The sequence below is a fragment of the Brachybacterium sp. J153 genome, assembly GCF_036311905.1.
Lineage (GTDB): Bacteria > Actinomycetota > Actinomycetes > Actinomycetales > Dermabacteraceae > Brachybacterium.
Genome location: NZ_JAZDCH010000010.1, coordinates 85,947 through 104,760, shown reverse-complemented (window position 1 = coordinate 104,760; position 18,814 = coordinate 85,947). Strand labels below are relative to the sequence as shown.

The following is an 18,814-nucleotide window of genomic DNA, read 5'->3' as shown; positions in this document are numbered from 1 at the left end:
CGGTGCCGCCGGCACCGCAGCCCCCGACGGGAGCATCCTCAGCCGCCGAGCAGGAGGGTGCTCCCGTCGGTCGTCACCATGGCCCGGCCGCCGCCCACGGGCTGCACGTCAGTGATCTCCGCGGCGGTGCGCAGGGAGAGCAGCTCCTGGCCGCTCGCGGCGTCGAGCACGCGCAGGCGCTGCAGGGGGCGCGGGTCGAGGGCCCGCTCGCGGGGCAGTCGCTCGAGGACGACGACGCTCCCGGCGCCGAGGCCGCCGCGCAGGGCGCGCGGATCCCCCAGGAGCGGGGCGGTCCAGGTGTTCTCCCCGGTCGCGAGGTCGTGGGCGACGAGCTGCGAGGCGTCGTTGGCGAGCACCATGCGGGAGCCGTCGAGGCCGATCCGGGCGACGGGGGTGAGGATCTCTCCCGCCGCCTCGCCGCCGGGCGCGGTCCAGGCGGCCCGCTCCGCGGAGGCGACGATCTCGCCGGCCACGTCGGTGCCCGCCTCGGTGCCGGTCGCGAGCACCCGGCCGTCCTCGAGCCGCACCTCCCAGTCGCCCGCCGGGGAGGGGTCCGAGGTCCACAGCACGGAGCCATGGCGGAAGGCGGTGACCGTGAGCGCTCCGTCCTCCGCGGAGCAGGCGGTCAGCACGACCGGCGCGTCCTCCTCCAGCGAGGCGGGGGCGGGCGCCGGGGTGGTCGCGGCGATCCGGCAGTCCTGGTCCGGGGTGGCGAGCACCTGGCCGACGGGGAAGCCGGTCGCGGGGTCGAGCTGGACCCAGCCCTGCACCGGATCGGCGTGCAGCGGCACGTCGCCGAGCACACCCGTGGCGGTCACGGCGTCGAGGAGTCCGGCGGGGGCGTCCGGCCGGGCGGGCACGCTGACCCCGACGGGGTCCGGGCCGCGCGACGCCTCACCGCCCGCCCCGTCCGCAGCGTCCGCCGCGCCACCGGTCACGGTCCACAGCGGCTCGGTGGGGGCCTCGAGGTCGACGCCGCTGATCCGGCAGACTCCCTCCGCACAGGCCCGCACCACGAGCACGTCCCCCGCGAGCGCGAGCGGCTCGCCGGCGACCTCGGACCAGCGCTGCAGGAGACCGTCGGAGGCGGGGTCGATCTCCGTCACCCGGGTGACCCCCGCGCTGACCTGCACCAGGCGGGTCCCGTCGGCGGAGAGCGCGAGCACGTCCCCCGGGACCGTCTCGAGCTGAACCGCGCCCGCACCGGGGGTGAGCAGCTGCGCGGAGCCGTCGGCCCGGCGCACCAGCACCGGGGAGCCGGCGACGGGGACCGAGGCGACCGCGTCCCCCTCCGCGAGCGGCGCGATCCGCGTGCTCGCCCGCTCCGCGAGGTCGTCGGGGCGGGCGGCGCGCACGGCCGGGAGGGTCAGCGCCGCGGCGAGCACCAGCGCGAGGCCGAGGGCCATCACCCGACGGGCCCGGGGCCCGGGGCGGGCGCCCGGCAGGGCGAGGATCGCGGCGCCGAGCGCGCCGCCCGCGAGGACTCCCGCGAGCAGGCGCAGCCAGCCCAGCAGCAGGTGCCCGGCGAGCAGCGCGGCCACCCCGGCGAACGCCGCGAGCACGACCGCCACGCCGAGCGCCAGGACCGGGTCGAGGCCGTCACCACGCCTCGTCCCTGCCCGGTCATCCCCCGCGGCGTCCTCGCTCACCGCCGGGTCACCGCGGCGAGCCGTAGTAGGCGCCGGTGCGCTCCTCGCGCAGCGCGTCGAAGTCGCCGGTGCCGAGCGCGGCCCGGATCTCGTCGACCAGGCGCACCACGAAGCGCTCATTGTGGATCGTGCACAGGGTCGAGGAGAGCATCTCCTTGGCCCGGAACAGGTGGTGGACGTAGGCCGCGGTGTAGTGGGTGCAGGTGTAGCAGTCGCACGTCTCGTCGATCGGGGAGAACTGCCGCCGGTAGCGGGCGCCGGTGAGGTTCACGCGGCCGGTGCGGGTGTAGACGGCGCTGTTGCGGGCCACGCGCGAGGGCGAGACGCAGTCGAAGGTGTCCGCGCCCGCGGCGATCGCGGTGAACAGGTCGTCCACCTCGCTGATGCCGAGCAGGTGGCGGGGCCGGTCCTCGGGCAGCTCGTCGGTCACCCAGCCCACGATCGTGCCGAGGTTCTCCTTCTCGAGCGCCCCGCCGATCCCGAAGCCGTCGAAGGACCAGCCCTCCACGTCCATCGCCCCGAGATCCCGGGCGGCCTGCCGGCGGAGGTCCTCGTACTGGGCGCCCTGGATGACGCCCCACAGCTGCTGATAGGGGCGGTGGGTGCGCTCGGCCGTGAGCCGGGCGTGCTCGGCCAGGCAGCGCAGCGCCCACAGCCGGGTGCGCTCGAGCGCCCGCTCCTGGTAGCCGCGGGAGTTCATCAGGGTGGTGAGCTCGTCGAAGGCGAACATGATGTCCGCGCCGAGGCCGTGCTGGATCTGCATCGAGACCTCGGGGGTGAAGCGGTGCTCGTCGCCGTTGATGAAGGAGCGGAAGGTGACCCCGTCGTCGTCGACGTGGGCGAGGCGCTCCTTCCCCTCGGCGACCGCGTCGTCCTCGCCGGAGGCGGTACGGGCCTTCTCCCCGCCGGAGAACTCGGAGGAGAGCACCTTGCGGAAGCCGGCGCCGAGGCTCATCACCTGGAAGCCGCCGGAGTCGGTGTAGGTGGGGCCGGGCCAGTTCATGAAGGCGCCGAGCCCGCCCGCCTCGTCCACGAGGTCGTGGCCGGGCTGGAGGTAGAGGTGGTAGGCATTGGCGAGCAGCGCCTGGGCGCCGAGGTCCGCCATCGACTCGGGCAGCACCGCCTTGACCGTGGCCTTGGTGCCGACCGGCACGAAGGCGGGGGTCGCGATCTCTCCGTGCGGGGTGGTGATCACCCCGGCGCGGGCCTTCTCGCCGTGGCGGGCGGTGACCGCGAAGCCGGTGCTCTCCCGTCCGGGATGCGCGGAAGGCTCCAGAAGGGGGCCGGAGGGGGCGGCGGGGCGAGCGGCGGGCTCAGGGCTGCTGTCGGCGGAGGTCACCGGCACATGCTCCCATGACCGGGGGCAGCGGGCGGCGCCGTGGGAGGATGCGGGCGGAGCATCCGGTGGGGGCCGGCACGGGGAGCTCCTGCCTCCTCCGCACCGGTCGCGACCGCAGGAGCACCCATGTCCGAGACCCCCTCCCCCGTCCCGTCCCCGGGCGCGCGCCTGCGCCTCTGGGCGATCATCACCGCGATCGCCGCGCTGCTCCACGCTCCGCTGCTCCTGCTCCTCCAGGTCCCCGCGCTCTGGGTCTCCGAGGCGGCGGGCGGACTCGTCGTCGCGCCGATCATCGTCGTCGGCACCGTCGCCGGGGTGATCGTCGCCCTCGAAGTCGCGCAGATGCTGCGGCACGGGCGCCTCGGCCCGGACCGGGTGGCGATGCTGCCGCTCGTCGCGCTCGGCCTCCTCGTCGGGCGCGAGCTGGTCGCACTGCTCTCGACGCTCGCCCGGATCGTGCTCGCCCTGGGCACCTCCCCGCGGGGCGACGTCGCCGTCCTCGGGTGGCTGAACCTCGCCACGAGCGCGGTCACCGGCCTGATCACCCTCGTCCTCGCCGGGGTGTGCCTGCTCATCGCGGCGACCGCGTCTCGTCCGGCCTCGCGGGGAGCCCGCCTTCCGCTGCGGGTCCCCGCCCTCGTGGGTGCCCTGCTCGTGGTGGTCGTGCTCTCGGCCCTGATCCAGCTGACCCTGGAGTTCGCGATCGATGTCCTGTCGGGGGCGGGCCTGGACACCTTCGCCGCGGTGCAGGCGATGCTCGCCGTGTGGTCCCTGGTCGCCGGGCTCGTGGGCCTCGGTGCCGTGCTCCTGGCCGGACGTGCCGAGTCCCTGCTGCGCTGGACCGCCATCGTCCTGATCGCGCTGTTCCCCCTGATCGGGGCCCTGCAGACGCTCTTCCAGCGCTTCCTGCTGGCACCCTCGAGCGGGCCGTGGTCGGCGGTGCCGTCGGACCTCGCGCTGTTCGTGAACCGCATCGTCGCGCTGCTCCAGCCCGTCGGCCTCGGGATCTGCGCCGTGCTGCTGGTGGTCGGCCTGGTGCTCGAGCTGGGGCGCCGGGGTCGTGCGCGGCGCTGAGCACCCGATGGTCCCGGGCCCTGACGCGCCGTAGGATCGCGGGGTCCGCTCGACCCGATCCCAGGAGTCCCTCCGATGTCGACGCCCTCGGCCCCTCGCCCCGTGGGAGGAGGCGATCGCGATCACCTCGCCCGCTGATCCCCCGGCGCCGCGCCGGGGTGGTCGTCGGGTGCGCGCGCTGAGCGAGGAGGAGACCGCCCGCCAGGTGGCCCTCGCCCGCGCCATCGCCGAGGAGCAGGAGGCCGCGCGCCGCGCCGCGGCTCCGGCAGACTCGCTCGAGGACTGGACCCAGGACGGCGAGCCGGTGTCGGCCCCCGTCGACCCCGCCCCCGAACCCGCCCCCGCGGGCGAGGCACCTCCCGCGGGACCGATCGCGGATCCCACGCCCTGGCTCGCCGCCGCCCTGCCCTCGCAGACCTCGACCCTCGACGACTGGCTCCAGGGACCGCTCGAGTCCTACGCCGAGCGGGAGGCGGAGGACGCCTGGTCCACCGCGGGCTCCGTGGCGGGCACGTGGCGGCCGCAGCGGGATCAGGCGGCGCCCGCCCCCGCTGAGGACGCCGCGGGGACGATCCCCTCCGACCCGTCGGCCGTCACCGTCCCCGCGGGCCCCCAGCGCCGGGACCGCCCCGCCTTCCGCGCCGAGCTGCACGGCCTGCGCGCCGTGGCGCTCGGCCTGGTGGCCGTCTACCACATCTGGCTCGGCCGGGTGTCGGGCGGTGTGGACGTCTTCCTCTTCCTCTCCGCCTTCTTCCTCACCGGCACCTTCGTGCGGCGCCTCGAGAGCGGGCGCCCCCTCGCGATCCCCCGCTACTGGCTGCACACCTTCAAGCGGCTGCTGCCGCCCGCGGCGGTGACGATCCTGCTCGCCCTCGCGGCGACGGCCGCCTTCCTGCCCGCCTCGCTGTGGCCGACGGTGATGCAGCAGGCCGTCGCCTCCGCGGTCTACCTGCAGAACGCGCTGCTGGTGCTGCTGCAGGTCGACTACCAGGCGCGCGATGCGGGAGCCGCCTCCCCGCTGCAGCACTTCTGGTCCCTCAGCGTGCAGGGGCAGGCCTTCGTCGTGTGGCCGCTGCTGTTCGCCCTCGTCGTCCGCCGGGCCCGGCGGGGTCGGCCGATCCGTCGACCGCTGCTCGCGATCATGGCCCTGATCGGGGCGGCGTCCCTCACCTGGTCGGTACTCTCGACCCAGTCGCAGCAGCAGGTCGCCTACTTCGACACCGCGGCCCGGCTGTGGGAGTTCGCGGCCGGCTCGATGCTGGCCCTGGCCCTGCCCGCCCTGGACCGCTGGACCGGGGCGCGGCGCCCCGAGGAGGAGCGGGCCCCGCGACTCGGAGCCCTGCGCGCCCTGACCGGCTGGGCGGGCATCGCCCTGCTGCTCGCCACGGGCATCGTGCTGGACGTGTCCTCGCAGTTCCCGGGCTGGATCGCGATGGTGCCGCTCGCGGCGGCGGGCGCCGTGGTGGTCGCGGGCCACTCGGGGCGGCGCTGGGGCGTGGACGCGCTGCTGTCGACCCGGCCCGCGGCCTTCGTGGGCGACATCTCCTACGCCCTCTACCTCGTGCACTGGCCGATCCTGGTGGTGTGGCTGCACCACAGCGGCCAGGAGCGGGCGGGCCTGCTCGACGGCGCCGCGGTCCTCGCGGGCTCGGTGGTGCTCGCCTGGATTCTGACCCGGGCGATCGACGCCCCCGTGCGCCGCTCCCGCTGGCTCGAGGCGAGGCCCTGGCGAGCGCTGACCGCGATCGCGCTGAGCCTCGCCCTCGTGCTCGGCGCGAGCGGCGGCTGGTGGACCTGGCTGAACCGCCAGCCCGAGCCGGTCCCCGCGGCCCAGGGACAGGAGCTGCCCACGGACGAGGTCGCGACCGAGGCCCCCGCCGTGCTGCGCCCCGCCGGCTGGCAACTGGGCGGGCAGTGGCCCTCCCTGCCCGAGTCCTGCAGCGGCGCATGGGCGCCGTCGGTCGTCTTCCGCAACGTCCACTGCGAGCAGCTGCTGCCCGCCGGCTCCGAGCCCGCCGAAACCATCGTGGTGGTGGGCAGCTCCCACTCCCGCCAGTACATCCCCGCGCTGATCCCGCTCGCCGAGGAGCGGGACGCCCAGATCGTGAACCTGTCGATGGACGGCTGCCCGTTCCTCGCCGGGGCGGAACGGGACGCCTACTGCGCGGGCTACGACGAGTGGGTGCTGTCCTACCTGGACTCCGTCGACGTGGACACGGTGCTCGCCACCATGACGCTCACCTCCGCGGACTCCGGCGAGGAGCTGCTGCCCACCGGCGCGGACACCGCCGTGCAGGCCCTGCTCGACCGCGGCCTCGACGTGATCGTCACCCGGGACACGCCCCGCTGGTCCGCCGACCAGTTCCAGTGCGCGGAGTCCGTGGTCGACGACGGCGGCACCCCGGCGGACGCCGACGCCGCCTGCGGCGCGGAAGCCTCCGCGAAGTTCGCCGCCGAGAACCCCGCCGCCCCGCTCGCGGCGCTCACCGGGCCGGACGCGAGTGTGACCCTGCTGGACCTCAGCGACCAGATCTGTCCCGACGGACGATGCTCGCCCGTGCTCGGCGACGTCTACGTCTACATGGACGACGACCACCTCACCCGGCTGTTCGTCGAGGAGACGCTCGCCCCCGCCGCCACCGAGAGGCTCACCGCAGCCGGGTTCTGAGCCGTCGCCGGGCCGCTACGATCGGACGGTTCCGGGCCGAGAGGCGGCCCCGAGGAGAAAGGGGTGCCCGGCGTGGACGCTTTCGCCGTGGCCGTGACGGTCCCGGCCGCCCTCGCGGTGCTCGTGCTGCCGGGTCTGCCGGGCGTGCTCGCCCTGCGCCTGCGGCCCCTCACCGCCGCGGCGCTCCTCGCCCCGCTCTCGCTGTTCCTGATCACCCTCGCCGCGGAGCTCGGACGGATCCTCTCCGTGCCGTGGACCCCGCTGTCGGCCCTCGTGCTGGGCCTGGTCCTGGGGGCGGTGCTGTGGCTCCTCGGCCGCCGCCGCCCGGCCGTGGCGCCCGCCGGCGCGGAGCCCGCGGAGACGTCCCGCCGACTGCTGACCGGCCTCGCCGTCGGCGGTGGGCTCGCGCTCGGGATCACCGTGCTGCTCGCGCGGTCGCTGCGCATGATGGGCTCGATCGACGCGCTCAGCCAGACCTACGACAACGTCTTCCACCTCAACGCCGTCCGCCACATCCTGCGGATGCACGACGCCTCCGCCTTCACGGTGGGCGGGATGACGGCCCTGCCCGGGCAGGGGTCCTACTACCCGGCGCTGTGGCATCAGGCGACGAGCCTCGTGGTCCAGCTCTCCGGGCAGGAGATCATCCTCGCCTCGAACGTGCTGATGCTCCTGGTGGGCTGCGTGCTGTGGCCGCTGGGACTGGTGGCGCTGGTGCGCGCCTGCACGCCCGTGGGGCCGACGGGGCTGTTCGCCGCGGGAGCCCTAGCGGGCGTCACCGCCGCCTTCCCCCTCTCCCTCATGTCCTGGGGGATCCTGCTGCCGTACCTGCTCTCGATCGGCATGATGCCCCTGGTGGTGCTCGGCGTCGCCCAGCTCGCCGGGCTCACCCCCGCGGGACCGGAGCGGCTGCGCCCGCTCCCGCTCTCCGTGGTGCTGGTCGCGGGCTGCGGGGCCGCGGCCGCCGCGCACGGCCAGGGGGTGTTCGTGGGCCTCGCCCTCGGCGTGCCGATCCTGCTCGCGGGAGCCGTCGCCGCGACCGTGCGGGCGCGCCGCGGGGAGTCGTCCTGGCGCGCGGCCGTGGTGCTCGCCCTGCTCGGCGGGGCCACCGCGGTGCTCGGCGTGGTCGGTTCCATCCTGGTGCGGCCCCCGCAGAGCTCGGCCGTCTGGACGCCCAACGCCTCCCTCGTCGAGGCGATCGGGCAGGTCGGCTCGCTCTCCCCGAACGCGACACCGACCTTCGTGCCGCTCGGCATCGTCGTCGCCGGATGCCTCCTCGCGGTCGCTCTCAGCGCCCGCTCCCGCTGGATGCTCGCCCCCTACGCCGTCGCTGCGCTGTTCGGGATCGCGACCCGCGCGACCCCGGAGGGGGACCTCCGCTACCTGCTCACGGGCGTCTGGTACAGCGACAACTATCGGGCCAGCGCGATCCTCCCGGTGATCGCGGTGCCGGTGCTGGCCGTGGGGCTCGACGTGATCGTGCGCGTCGTCGCCGCGCGCGTCCCGGCCCTGCGCGACCTCCGCTCCCCGCGCCGACCGCTGATCGGCGCCGTCGCCGTCGTCGCGAGCGTCGCCATGGTGCTGACCTTCTCGCTGGTCTCCCGCGCCGCCGCAGTGAACATGTGGTATCTGAAGCAGGACTGGCACGGCGACCAGCTCCTCACCGAGGACGAGCTGACGCTGCTGCGCCGCCTCCCCGAGCTGGTGCCCGAGGACGCCGTGATCGCCACCAACGCCTGGAACGGGTCCTCCCTCGCCTACGCGGTCTCGGACCGGCAGGTGCTGAACACCTTCATGGGCTTCCAGGCGGAGCCCCAGGTGCACCTGCTCAACGCCGAGCTCGACGAGGCACAGCGAAACCCGGAGGTGTGCGACGCGGTCGAGGAGCTGGACGTCGAGTACGCACTGGACTTCGGCCCGCAGGAGCTGCTGGGCCGCTCCGCGACCTACACCGGGCTCGACGAGATCTCCGAGACGGGCGCCGCGGAGGTCATCGCCCAGGAGGGCGACGCGCGGCTGCTCCGTCTGCTCCCGTGCCGCATGTCCGATGGTTCAATGACCGGATGAGCCCCTTCTCGGCCGCCGCGCCCTCCCCCCGTGCCCGCACCGTCGCCCTGGACCTCGGGGCGTTCGTCACCGCCTCCCCCTCGAGCTTCCATGCGGCCCGCGAGGCGGCGCGCCGGCTTGAGGCCGCGGGCTTCACGGAGCTGGTCGAGACCCGCCGCTGGGAGCGCGAGGACGTCTCCGGGGACCGCTACGTGCTCCGCGACGGATCCCTCATCGCCTGGTCCGCCCCGGAGGGCACGGACGCCGCGACGCCGCTGCGGATCGTCGGCTCCCACACCGATTCCCCGGCCCTCAAGCTGAAGCCGAACCCGCGCCTCGGCGGCGAGGGTCTCGCCCAGGTGGGCGTCGAGATCTACGGGGGGCCGCTGCTGAACTCGTGGCTCGACCGCGAGCTGCGCCTCGCCGGCCACCTCGCCCTCGCCGACGGCCGCACCGTGCTCGTGGAGACCCCGGGCCTGCTGCGCGTCCCCCAGCTCGCGGTGCACCTGGACCGCGGCGTCACCAAGGACGGCCTCACCCTGGATCCGCAGCGGCACATGCAGCCGCTGCTCGGCTTCGCCCCCGGCGACGTGCTCGAGGTCCTGGCCGAGCGCGCCGGGGTCGCACGGGACGAGATCGTGGGCTTCGACGTGGTCACCGCCGACTCCCAGGCGCCCGCGCTCTTCGGTGCCTCCGACGAGTTCCTCGCCTCCGGGCGGCTGGACAACCTCAGCTCGGTGCACGCCGAGGTGGAGGCGCTGATCGCGGTCGCCGCCGGGGACCGCGCGGAGACCGCCGCGGGTCCCGCGCCGCTCGCGCTGCTGGTCGCCAACGACCACGAGGAGGTGGGCTCCGCGACCCGCTCGGGCGCGGCCGGGCCCTTCCTCGAGGACGTGCTGGTGCGGGTCCACGCCGCGCTCGGCGGGGACGAGGCGAGCCGCCGCCAGGTCCTCGCCTCCTCGCTCGTGCTCTCGGCGGATGCGGGGCACGCCGCGCACCCCAACTACCCCGAGCGGCACGACCCCGTCACCCGGCCCCGCCTCGGCGAGGGACCGATGCTGAAGATCAACGCCAACCAGCGCTACGCGACGGACGCCGTCGGCATCGCCGCCTTCGTCGCGGCGTGCGAGCGGGCGGGCGTGCCCCATCAGAGCTTCGTCTCGAACAACGCCATGCCCTGCGGCTCGACCATCGGCCCGATCACCGCGACGCGCCTGGGGATGACCACGATCGACGTGGGCATCACCCTGCTGTCGATGCATTCGGCCCGCGAGATGTGCGCGACCGCGGATCCGCTGCTGCTGCAGCAGGCCTGCGCCTCCTTCCTCCGCGGCTGAACGGACCCGCACTCCCACGATGTCCTCCCCGTCCCGCGCCCCCGCCCCCGCCGAAGCCGCCGGCGTCGGTGCTCACCCCGCCTCGCACGCGGGCCGCTTCCGGCCCGAGCTGCACGGGCTCCGCGGCGTCGCGATCGGCCTCGTGGTCCTCTACCACGTGTGGTTCGACCGGGTCTCCGGCGGCGTGGACGTCTTCCTCTTCCTCTCCTCCTTCCTGCTGGTGGGCACGTTCATGCGCCGGGTCGGGGCGGGGCGGCCGACGGCCCCGCTCGCCTACTGGGCGCGGACCTTCAAACGGCTGCTGCCGCCCACGACGGTGGTGGCGCTCGCGACCCTCGCCGGGGTGTACCTGCTGCTGCCCGCGGAGCGCTGGATGACCGCGATCACCGACGCGATCGGCTCGGTGCTGCACGTGCAGAACTGGGTGCTGATCCGGCGCGGCGTGGACTACTACGCGGCGGAGGAGGTCGGCGCCTCGCCCTTCCAGCACTTCTGGTCTCTGTCCATCCAGGGGCAGGTGTTCCTGCTGTGGCCGCTGCTGATCGGCGCGGCGGTGCTCGTGGCTCGCTGGCGGCGCTGGTCCGTGCGCCCCGTCCTCGCCGTGGTCTTCACCCTCGTGCTGGTCGCCTCCTTCGCCTGGTCGGTGGTCTCGACCGCCACTCAGCAGGAGATCGCCTACTTCGACACCGCCGCGCGGCTGTGGGAGTTCGCGGCCGGCTCGCTGCTGGGGCTCGCGCTGCCCGCCCTCGAGGAGCGGCGCGAGCGCTCCCGCGGCCGACGGGCCCGGCCCCGCGTCTCCCCCGTGCGCGTCGCGGCCGGCTGGGCGGGGATCCTGGGGCTGCTCTCCTGCGGCCTGCTCGTGGACGTGCAGGGCGCGTTCCCCGGCTGGATCGCCGCCTGGCCCCTCACCGCGGCGGCGCTCGTGCTGTGGGCGGGAGCGACGGGGAGCCGACTGGGCGTGGACCGGCTGCTCTCGAGCCGTCCGGCGGCGCGCCTGGGCGATGTCTCCTACGGCCTCTACCTCGTGCACTGGCCGCTGCTCACCCTGTACCTGGCCCATGCGGGAAAGGCCCGCGCGGGAGTGCTCGACGGGCTGGTTCTGATCCTCGCCTCGCTCGTGCTCGCCGGGCTGCTCACCCGACTCGTCGACACCCCGATCCGGCGCTGGCCCTGGGCGGGGGCCCGGGCCTGGCGCGGCGGTCTCGTGGTCGCGAGCTGCCTCGTCCTCGCGCTCGCCCCGATGCTCGGCGCGCGCGAGCACCTGCTCGGCGAGCAGCGCGAGGCGGAGGCCCGTGCGGTCGCCGACAACCCCGGCGCCCGCGTGCTGGACCCGGGCTTCACCGTCCATCCCGACGCGGACCCCGATGCCGCGCCGCTGCCGTCGGCGGCCACGGTCCCCGGCGACTGGGTGGTGAGCGGCACGCTCTGCTCCGGTGACCTGGAGCCCCGGCCTGACGCGGAGCCGAAGCGGACCTCGTGCGGCATCGTCGAGGGCGACCCGGACGGGAAGGTCGTGATCAGCGTCGGCAACTCCCGCATCGAGCAGTTCACCGGAGCCCTCATCCCGCTCGCCCGGGAGCACGGCTGGACCCTGATCACGCTGTGGAAGGGGGGATGCGTCTACGCCCCCGACGCGGAGGTCTCCCCCGACTGCGATGCGTGGAGCGCCCAGGCCCGCGAGTACATCGAGCGGGTCTCGCCCGACGCCGTCCTGGTCCACTCCACGTTCCTCTCCGCGGAGCTCGAAGAGACGGTCACGCCCGGGATGGAGACCACGCTGAGGGACCTCACCGCCGCCGGCATCGAGGTGATCGCGCTGCGGGATCAGCCGCGCCTCGCGGTCGAGCCGGTGCCCTGCACGGAGGAGAAGGGCGCCGAAGACCCCTCGTGCGCCTCCCCGCTGCCGGAGCCGCTCTCCCGCGAACGGCCCGATGCGGCGCTGCTCGCGGAGCATCCGGAGGGGGTCGCCCCGCTCGACGTCAACGATCTGATCTGTCCGGAGGGCGTCTGCTCGCCGGTGATCGGCAACGTGCGGGTCTCCCTGGACCGCGATCACCTCACCGGCACCTACGCCGCCTCGATGCAGGACGCGGTCGCGGCGCGCCTCGAGGAGGCCGGCTTCCGCTGGTGAGGGCTCAGGCCCCGCCGCCCGCCGCCCGTGCCCGCTCCTCGATCTCGGCCTGCAGCGCCCGCGCCGAGGCCGCCGCCGGATGCTCAGGGCCGTGGGTGCGCAGGGCGTCCTTGCGCAGCTCGTCGACCTGGTACCACGCGTCCTGCAGGTGGCCGAGGTCGGCCGTGGCCCGGGCGAGCTCCTCGCGCACGGCGAGGGTCTCCGCGGTGGTGGCCTCGTCGGCCCTGAGCAGCTCGAGAAGGCGGCGGGTGGCCTCGTGGAGGCGCTCCTGGGGCGTGCTCATCGGGTCTCCTCGGCGGTCGGGATCGGATCGGTGACGGATCGGGAACTGGAAGGCGATTCCCGATCCTACGGGGCGGCGACCGCACAGCCCGTGTCGGGCAGAATGAGCAGGTGCCATCGCCCCGCTCCCGGAGGATCCCATGACCGTCGCCCCGCTCCCCGTCCTGGTGCCGGACGCCGCCGGGGCCGCCGACGACCTGCTCGCCGCGCTGCGGTCCCGGGGCCTCCCCACCGACCACTCCCCCTTCGTGGAGCTGCGCGCCCAGCGGGACGGCGACCTGCGCGCGGCCCTCGCCGCCCTCGCGGCCGGGGAGGTCGACCGCCTCGTGGTCACGAGCCCCCGTGCCGCCGAGGTGCTCGGCGAGGGCGGGGACCTGATCGTCCCCGCGGGCACCGCCGTGGCCGTCACCGACGCCGCGACCGACGCCGCGCTCGCCGCGGCCGGGGTGCCGGAGGCCCGGGTGCTCGACCGGGAAGAGACCGACCCGGGCTTTGCTGCGGCCCTCTCCCCCACCGCCGGGGAGCGTCTCCTGCTCGTGGGATCCACCGCGACCCCGCCCGCCCTGCGACCCGCCCTCGAGGCGGCCGGGGCGCGCGTCACCCTCGTGCTCGCCGTGCGGGTGCGCACCGTCGGCCTCGACCCCCAGCTGGTGCGGGATCTGCGGCGCCCCGCCTATGGCGCGCTCGTGCTGCGCAGCACCCTGCTCGCAGATCTCGCCGGTCACCTGGGCATCCATCGCGACATCCGGGTCGTCGCGGCCGACGACGCGGTGGCCGCGACGGCCGAGGCCCGCGGCCTCGTGGTCCACGCCGTCGCGGGCTCGACCGGGGCCGAGGAGCTCGCCACGGCGGTGCTCTCCGCGCTCGGCACGCGGATCGTGCACGACTGAGCGCGGCGGAGGGAGAACGCTGATGGAGGTCAACCCCTACGAGGCCCGTCTGCGGCTGCTGCAGCAGATGGACGGCGTCCAGATGCAGCGGGAGGCCGCGCCCGACGAGGAGACCGCCGGCTGCCCCGGCTGCCCCTATTTCTGGACCTGCCCCGTCCCGCATCGGGGCGAGGAGGTGCGCGCCCCCGCGGAGATCGAGCTCGAGGACGTCGCCGAGGCGCTCGGTCCGCGGCGCGCCTTCCGGCCGCGCGACGAGTCCGACGTCGGCTGGAGCGACACCTGGGTGGACGAGGAGGGGCTCACCGTCGACGCCCCGGAACCGGCCGAGGAGCTGGAGGCCGAGCCGGACTCCGATCCGGAGCCGGAACCTGCAGACGAGCCTGCGAGCGAGCCCGCGCGACGCGGCCCGCGCACCTGGTTCAGGCGCCGCCGCTGACCCCGCCGCCATCGGCGCGGCCGGAGAGGCGGGCGAGCAGCGCCCCGGACAGCGCGGCGGGCGGCACGGTGCGGTCCACGCGCATCCATCCGGCGGGGACGGCACCCTCGCCGCCCTGCTCAGAGCCGTGGGCCACCTCCCGACCGGCGGAGATGTCGATGCCGAAGATGGTGTGGAAGGCCTCGACGTAGTCGTCGGCGAAACCGGTCTCGGCGAGGTGCCGGGCGCGTTCGGCCGGCTGGTGCATGACCTTCGCGAGGATCCGGCGCACGGATCGGTCGAGCTGGTCGGCCGTCTCGGGAGAGACCTCGCGGCGCAGCCGGTCCACCTCGAGGTCCGCGGCCTCGGCGACCTCGCGGCGCAGCGCGGCCATCGCGGGGTCGATGCGCCGCACCTCCTGCTGCACCCGGAAGGCCTCGACGTTCTCGGCGACGATGGCGCGGGCGGTGGCGAGGGCGGGGTCGTCGGCCCGGTCCGCCTCGGTCGCGAGGTCGGCGAGCCCGATCACGGTCACGCCCTTGAGGTGCCGCACCAGCGGGTGCAGGTCGGAGTGCAGGGCGAGGTCGAGCACGACGACACCGCCCGCGCTCGCACCCGCGCCGAGGAACTGCTCGGGGAAGAGGGAGGTGCCGCGCCCGGAGCAGGCCAGCACGAGGTCAGCGGCGGCGAGCGCCTCGTCCAGCTCCCCGGCCTCGACGGCCCGGGCGCCGTGGCGCTGGGCGAAGCCGAGGGCGCGGCCCGACGGGGAGAAGACGCGCAGGTCGCGGGCGCCGCGGCGGGTGAGCTCGGCGAGACCCAGGCGGGCGTAGGCGCCCGTGCCGACGATCAGGGCGCTGCGTCCCTCGAGCCCGCCGAGGGCCGCGGCGGCGCGGTCGAGGGCGACGGCCGCCCCGGAGCGGCCGGCGGCGCCGACGGGGGCCTGGGTCGCGACCTGCTTGGCGCAGCGGAAGCCGTGCTGGAAGAGGTCGTGGAGCATCGAGGTGGTGCGTCCGCCGCGGCGCGCGACCTCATAGGCCTGGCGCACCTGCCCGGCGATCTCCGCCTCGCCGACGACGAGGGAGCGCAGCCCCGAGGTCATCTCGTAGAGGTGCTGGGGGACGGGGGCGTCCATCGCGGCGTCGAAGCACAGCGAGACCACCTCGCGGTCGAGGCCGCTGGTGCGGGTGACCGCGTCGATGACGAGCTCGATCCCCTCATGGAAGCGCTCGGTGTCGAGGTACACCTCGAGGCGGTTGCAGGTGCTCACCACGACCTGCCCGGCGAGCAGCGGCGCCCCGCCGTCGTGACGGGTGCGCTCGAGGGCGAGCTCCTCGAGCACGGCCGGCAGGGAGTCGGCGTCCCGGGTGAGGGCGTCGAGCATGTCGAGGTCGAGGTGCTCGTGGGTGGCGCGGAGAGCGGCGAGCATGATCGCCAGTGTAGGCCCGCCCGACGAGGCCCCTCCCGACCTGGGAGCCTCGGGCGGCGGGAGTGTGCACAATGGGGGCGCCATGGAACAGAACAGCACGTCAGAGCGCACTTTTGCGGACAACCCGTCAGATCGATCGCGACAGTCGTCAGATCCCCGGATCGGTGCAGGCGAGAGCCTCGCGGGCGCCCCGGCGCAGCCGGGACCGGCCCCGGCGGGGACCCCGTCGGACGGCCCCTCGACCCTCCCCGCCGAGCATCCGGCGCTCCGCCCGCAGGCTCGCGGCGGTGTGGCCGACGCCTCTCTCCTGCGGGAGCTGCGAGGTGACCGGGATCCCGCGGCGGCGCCGAGCGTGTGGTTCATGCGACAGGCCGGCCGCTCGCTGCCCGAGTACCGGGCGCTGCGCGAGGGCACGACGATGCTCGACTCCTGCCTGCGCCCCGACATGGCCGCCGAGATCACGGTGCAGCCGGTGCGCCGCCACCGCGTCGACGCCGGGATCTTCTTCTCGGACATCGTCGTGCCCGTGCGCGTGGCCGGCCTCGGCGTGGAGATCCGGTCCGGGGTGGGGCCCGTGGTCGAGCACCCGCTGCGCACCGAGGCGGACATCGACGCCCTGCCCGTCCTCGGGGACGACTACGAGGCGGGCCTCGAGCCGATCCGCGAGGCGGTGCGCCGCACCGTCGCCGAGCTCGGCACCACGCCGCTGATCGGCTTCGCCGGCGCCCCCTTCACCGTCGCCAGCTACCTGGTCGAGGGCGGGCCCAGCCGCGACCACCTGCGCACCCGCGCCCTGATGCGCGACCGCCCCGAGCTGTGGGCGCGCCTCGCGGCCTGGGTCGCCGAGCTCTCGGGCCGCTTCCTGCGTGCCCAGGTGCTCGCGGGCGCCTCCGCGGTGCAGCTCTTCGACTCCTGGGTCGGCTCCCTCGGCGCCGCGCAGTACCTCGAGCACGTGCAGCAGCACTCGGCCGCGGCGCTCGCGCACGTCGCCGACCTGCCGGTGCCGCGGATCCACTTCGGCGTCGGCGCCGCGCACCTGCTGCCCGAGATGCACGCCGCGGGAGCGACCGTGATGGGCGTCGACCACCGGCTGCCCCTGGACCGGGCGCTCGAGCTCCTCCCCGCGGGCACCCCGCTGCAGGGCAACATCGATCCGGCAGTGCTGTTCACCGCCGAGGAGGCCCGCTTCGCCGAGGCCCGCGCGGTGCTCGCCGCGGGCGCCGCGGCCCCCGGCCACGTGGTGAACCTCGGCCACGGCGTCCCGCCGGAGACGGATCCCCAGGTCCTCACCGACCTCGTCGCCTTCCTCCACGCCCAGGGCGGCGCGCGGGCATGAGCTCCTCGGTCCTCGTGGTCGGCGGCGGGCTCGCAGGCCTGCTCGCCGCGCGCGAGCATGCCCGCGCCGGCCGACGCGTGGTGCTGCTCGAGGCGGCCCCCGTGGTCGGCGGCGCGATCGCGGAGACGCATCTCGGTCCGCTCGCCCTGAACGCGGGCGCCGAGGCGTTCTCGATCGGCCGCGGGGCGGTCGACGCGCTGCTCGCCGAGCTCGGGATCGACGGCGCAGCCGTCTCCCCGCGCGAGGGACTCGGCTCGCGGCTGGTCTCCGCGGCGGGCGTGCACCGGGCGCCCGGTGGAGGCCTGCTCGGCATCCCCGGCCGGCCCCTCGCCGCCGACGTCCGCGCGGTCCTCGGCACGGCCGGCGCCCTGCGCGCGGCGCTCGAGCCGCTGCTGCCGGCACGGATCGGGGCGCGTCCCGGGGCGACGGTCGCCGAGACCGTCTCCCGGCGGCTCGGCCGACGGGTGCTCGAGCGGCTGGTCGCCCCGATCGTCGGCGGGGTGCACTCCGCGGATCCCGCGACCCTCGAGCTCGCGGCCGCCTCCCCCGCCCTCGTCGCCGGCCTCGCGCGCCACGGCTCCCTCGTCCGGGCGGTGCGGGAGATCCGCGGCGCCGGCACGGCGAGCGCGGGCACCCGGGTGCGCTCCCTCGCCCCGACCATGGCGGCCCTCCCCGCGGCGCTGCGCGCGGACCTCCTCGCCCGCGGCGGCCTGCTGCGCACGGGGGTCGAGGTCGTCGAGGCCGGCCGCACCGGGGACACCTGGTGGGCGCGCACCGCGAGCGGAGAGACCCTCGAGGCGTCGGAGCTGGTGCTCGCCGGCCCGCCGGACATGACCCGCGCCCTCCTCGCCGAGGCGGCGCCGGAGATCGCCGCCGCGATCCCGCAGGCCCCGTCGGCCGCCGTGCGGCTCGTCGCGCTCGCGCTCGACGCGGAGGCGCTGGACGCCTTCCCCTCGGGCACCGGGGCGCTCGTCGCCCCCGGCACCCCGGGGATCCGCGCGAAGGCGCTGACCCACGCGAGCGCCAAGTGGGAACACGTCGGCGAGCAGGTGCGCGCCGCCTTCCCGGACGCCGCCTCCCCGCACCTGGTGCGGCTCTCCTACGGGCGGCCCGGCGAGCCGTTGCCCGAGCGCGAGGGGATCGAGGGGCTCGCCCTCGCCGACGCCTCCCGCATCCTCGGGACGGAGCTCACCCGGGAGCAGCTCCTCGGCGCGGTCGTGATCGACTGGGACCGCGCCATGAGCCAGGCCCTGCCCGGCCACCGCGCCGCCCTCGACCACCTCACGGCGCTCCTCGCCGAGGAGCCGACCCTGCACCTGACCGGCTCCTGGCGGGCCGGCACCGGCATCGACGCGATCGTCCGCGCCGAGCACCACCATGGCTCGCACCCCACCGCAGAAGGGACCCCCGCATGACCGAGACCCAGCCCACCGCCCCCGCCGCACCCGACACCGCCACGGCGGCGTCGGACGCCGCGGATCCCGAGCAGATCGCGCAGACCACCCGGTACACGAGCTACACCGTGTTCCGCCGCCTCGCGGGTCTCGGCGACGAGGGCGAGATCAGCGCCGCCGAGGCGACCGCGGCCCTCGCCGAGACCGTGTCCCTCATGGAGGCGAGCGCGGAGGACGGCTCGCTCGAGATCCTCGGCTGGTACGACGTCTCCGGCTTCCGCGCCGAGGACGACCTGATGCTGTGGCTCGCCGCGGACCGTCCCGAGACCCTGCAGGCCGCGCTGCGCGAGCTCGAGCGCTCCCTGGTCGGCTCCTGGCTGCACCGCGAGTGGGCGGCCGCGGGCGTGCACCGGATGGCGGAGTTCTCCCGCGGCCACGTCCCCTCGTTCATGGTCCCGGGCTTCGAGCGGAAGCAGTGGATCACGGTCTACCCCTTCGTGCGCTCCTACGACTGGTACCTGCTCGAGCAGGACGAGCGCAACCGCATGCTGCGCGAGCACGGCCTCCTCGGCCGCGACTTCCCGCAGGTCAACGCCAACACGGTCGCGGCCTTCGCGCTCGGCGACTACGAGTGGCTGCTGTCCTTCGAGGCCGACGACCTGCATGATCTGGTGGACATGATGCGCCACCTGCGCTACTCCGATGCGCGTCTGCACGTGCGCGAGGAGCTCCCCTTCCACACCGGCCGCCGCCTCGACGCCCTCGAGGACGTCGCCGCGCTGCTGATCTGATCCCGCCCGCCCGAGACCGACCACTGAGCCCGACCC

14 protein-coding genes are annotated in these 18,814 nt (G+C 75.5%); 10 read left to right on the top strand and 4 right to left on the bottom strand.

The window, feature by feature from the left end:
* Positions 1 to 38 precede the first annotated feature (38 nt).
* Both V1258_RS06005 and tgt read right to left on the bottom strand, forming a co-directional pair.
* Positions 39 to 1,649 carry a hypothetical protein gene (locus V1258_RS06005; protein WP_329748807.1) on the bottom strand — a complete coding sequence of 537 codons (1,611 nt, stop codon included), beginning with the start codon at positions 1,647 to 1,649 and terminating at the stop codon, positions 39 to 41.
* A gap of 7 nt (positions 1,650 to 1,656) precedes the next feature.
* Positions 1,657 to 2,994 (bottom strand): tRNA guanosine(34) transglycosylase Tgt, encoded by a 1,338-nt coding sequence (gene tgt / locus V1258_RS06000; RefSeq protein ID WP_442878582.1) that lies wholly within the window; start codon positions 2,992 to 2,994, stop codon positions 1,657 to 1,659.
* 120 nt (positions 2,995 to 3,114) lie between these two features.
* On the opposite strand from tgt, the gene V1258_RS05995 reads away from it, so the two are divergent.
* From V1258_RS05995 to V1258_RS05975, 5 genes are all read left to right on the top strand, one after another.
* Positions 3,115 to 4,062 carry a hypothetical protein gene (locus tag V1258_RS05995; RefSeq protein WP_329748806.1) on the top strand — a complete coding sequence of 316 codons (948 nt, stop codon included), beginning with the start codon at positions 3,115 to 3,117 and terminating at the stop codon, positions 4,060 to 4,062.
* Positions 4,063 to 4,231: 169 nt separating this feature from the next.
* The gene (locus tag V1258_RS05990; RefSeq protein ID WP_329748805.1) at positions 4,232 to 6,730 is read left to right on the top strand and encodes an acyltransferase family protein; all 2,499 of its coding nucleotides are present in this window, start codon (positions 4,232 to 4,234) and stop codon (positions 6,728 to 6,730) included.
* Between the two features lie 72 nt (positions 6,731 to 6,802).
* On the top strand, positions 6,803 to 8,797 hold the full coding sequence (locus tag V1258_RS05985; RefSeq protein ID WP_329748804.1) for a DUF6541 family protein: 1,995 nt from the start codon (positions 6,803 to 6,805) through the stop codon (positions 8,795 to 8,797).
* Positions 8,794 to 10,113, top strand: coding sequence for a M18 family aminopeptidase (locus V1258_RS05980; protein ID WP_329748803.1), 1,320 nt, complete (start codon positions 8,794 to 8,796; stop codon positions 10,111 to 10,113). Before V1258_RS05985 ends, V1258_RS05980 begins: the two co-directional genes overlap by 4 nt.
* 19 nt (positions 10,114 to 10,132) lie before the next feature.
* The gene (locus tag V1258_RS05975) at positions 10,133 to 12,244 is read left to right on the top strand and encodes an acyltransferase family protein (protein ID WP_329748802.1); all 2,112 of its coding nucleotides are present in this window, start codon (positions 10,133 to 10,135) and stop codon (positions 12,242 to 12,244) included.
* Positions 12,245 to 12,248: 4 nt separating this feature from the next.
* Here the strand turns inward: V1258_RS05975 and V1258_RS05970 are convergent, their stop codons facing one another.
* Positions 12,249 to 12,527 carry a hypothetical protein gene (locus tag V1258_RS05970; RefSeq protein WP_329748801.1) on the bottom strand — a complete coding sequence of 93 codons (279 nt, stop codon included), beginning with the start codon at positions 12,525 to 12,527 and terminating at the stop codon, positions 12,249 to 12,251.
* 139 nt (positions 12,528 to 12,666) lie between these two features.
* On the opposite strand from V1258_RS05970, the gene V1258_RS05965 reads away from it, so the two are divergent.
* Positions 12,667 to 13,416 (top strand): uroporphyrinogen-III synthase, encoded by a 750-nt coding sequence (locus tag V1258_RS05965; protein WP_329748800.1) that lies wholly within the window; start codon positions 12,667 to 12,669, stop codon positions 13,414 to 13,416.
* A 22-nt stretch (positions 13,417 to 13,438) separates the two neighbouring features.
* The gene (locus V1258_RS05960) at positions 13,439 to 13,852 is read left to right on the top strand and encodes a hypothetical protein (RefSeq protein WP_329748799.1); all 414 of its coding nucleotides are present in this window, start codon (positions 13,439 to 13,441) and stop codon (positions 13,850 to 13,852) included.
* On the opposite strand, the gene V1258_RS05955 is transcribed toward V1258_RS05960, so the two are convergent.
* The gene (locus V1258_RS05955; protein ID WP_329748798.1) at positions 13,836 to 15,257 is read right to left on the bottom strand and encodes a glutamyl-tRNA reductase; all 1,422 of its coding nucleotides are present in this window, start codon (positions 15,255 to 15,257) and stop codon (positions 13,836 to 13,838) included. The genes V1258_RS05960 and V1258_RS05955 overlap by 17 nt on opposite strands.
* Before the next feature lie 289 nt (positions 15,258 to 15,546).
* On the opposite strand from V1258_RS05955, the gene hemE reads away from it, so the two are divergent.
* From hemE to hemQ, 3 genes are read left to right on the top strand one after another with little or no spacing between them, the layout of a single operon-like run.
* A complete protein-coding gene (gene hemE / locus V1258_RS05950; RefSeq protein ID WP_329748797.1) occupies positions 15,547 to 16,593 on the top strand; it encodes a uroporphyrinogen decarboxylase in 1,047 nt (348 codons plus the stop codon).
* The gene (locus tag V1258_RS05945; protein ID WP_329748796.1) at positions 16,590 to 18,008 is read left to right on the top strand and encodes a protoporphyrinogen/coproporphyrinogen oxidase; all 1,419 of its coding nucleotides are present in this window, start codon (positions 16,590 to 16,592) and stop codon (positions 18,006 to 18,008) included. The genes hemE and V1258_RS05945 overlap by 4 nt, the downstream gene beginning before the upstream one ends.
* A complete protein-coding gene (gene hemQ, locus V1258_RS05940; RefSeq protein ID WP_329748795.1) occupies positions 18,005 to 18,778 on the top strand; it encodes a hydrogen peroxide-dependent heme synthase in 774 nt (257 codons plus the stop codon). Before V1258_RS05945 ends, hemQ begins: the two co-directional genes overlap by 4 nt.
* Positions 18,779 to 18,814 lie beyond the last annotated feature (36 nt).

What these genes read in the sequence shown, in the direction of transcription:
- V1258_RS05970 (WP_329748801.1), bottom strand. Translation starts at nt 12,527, where the DNA reads ATGAGCACGCCCCAGGAGCGCCTCCACGAGGCCACCCGCCGCCTTCTC.
- V1258_RS05995 (WP_329748806.1), top strand. Translation starts at nt 3,115, where the DNA reads ATGTCCGAGACCCCCTCCCCCGTCCCGTCCCCGGGCGCGCGCCTGCGC.
- V1258_RS05965 (WP_329748800.1), top strand. Translation starts at nt 12,667, where the DNA reads ATGACCGTCGCCCCGCTCCCCGTCCTGGTGCCGGACGCCGCCGGGGCC.
- V1258_RS05955 (WP_329748798.1), bottom strand. Translation starts at nt 15,257, where the DNA reads ATGCTCGCCGCTCTCCGCGCCACCCACGAGCACCTCGACCTCGACATG.
- V1258_RS05980 (WP_329748803.1), top strand. Translation starts at nt 8,794, where the DNA reads ATGAGCCCCTTCTCGGCCGCCGCGCCCTCCCCCCGTGCCCGCACCGTC.
- hemQ (WP_329748795.1), top strand. Translation starts at nt 18,005, where the DNA reads ATGACCGAGACCCAGCCCACCGCCCCCGCCGCACCCGACACCGCCACG.
- V1258_RS05960 (WP_329748799.1), top strand. Translation starts at nt 13,439, where the DNA reads ATGGAGGTCAACCCCTACGAGGCCCGTCTGCGGCTGCTGCAGCAGATG.
- V1258_RS05975 (WP_329748802.1), top strand. Translation starts at nt 10,133, where the DNA reads ATGTCCTCCCCGTCCCGCGCCCCCGCCCCCGCCGAAGCCGCCGGCGTC.
- V1258_RS05945 (WP_329748796.1), top strand. Translation starts at nt 16,590, where the DNA reads ATGAGCTCCTCGGTCCTCGTGGTCGGCGGCGGGCTCGCAGGCCTGCTC.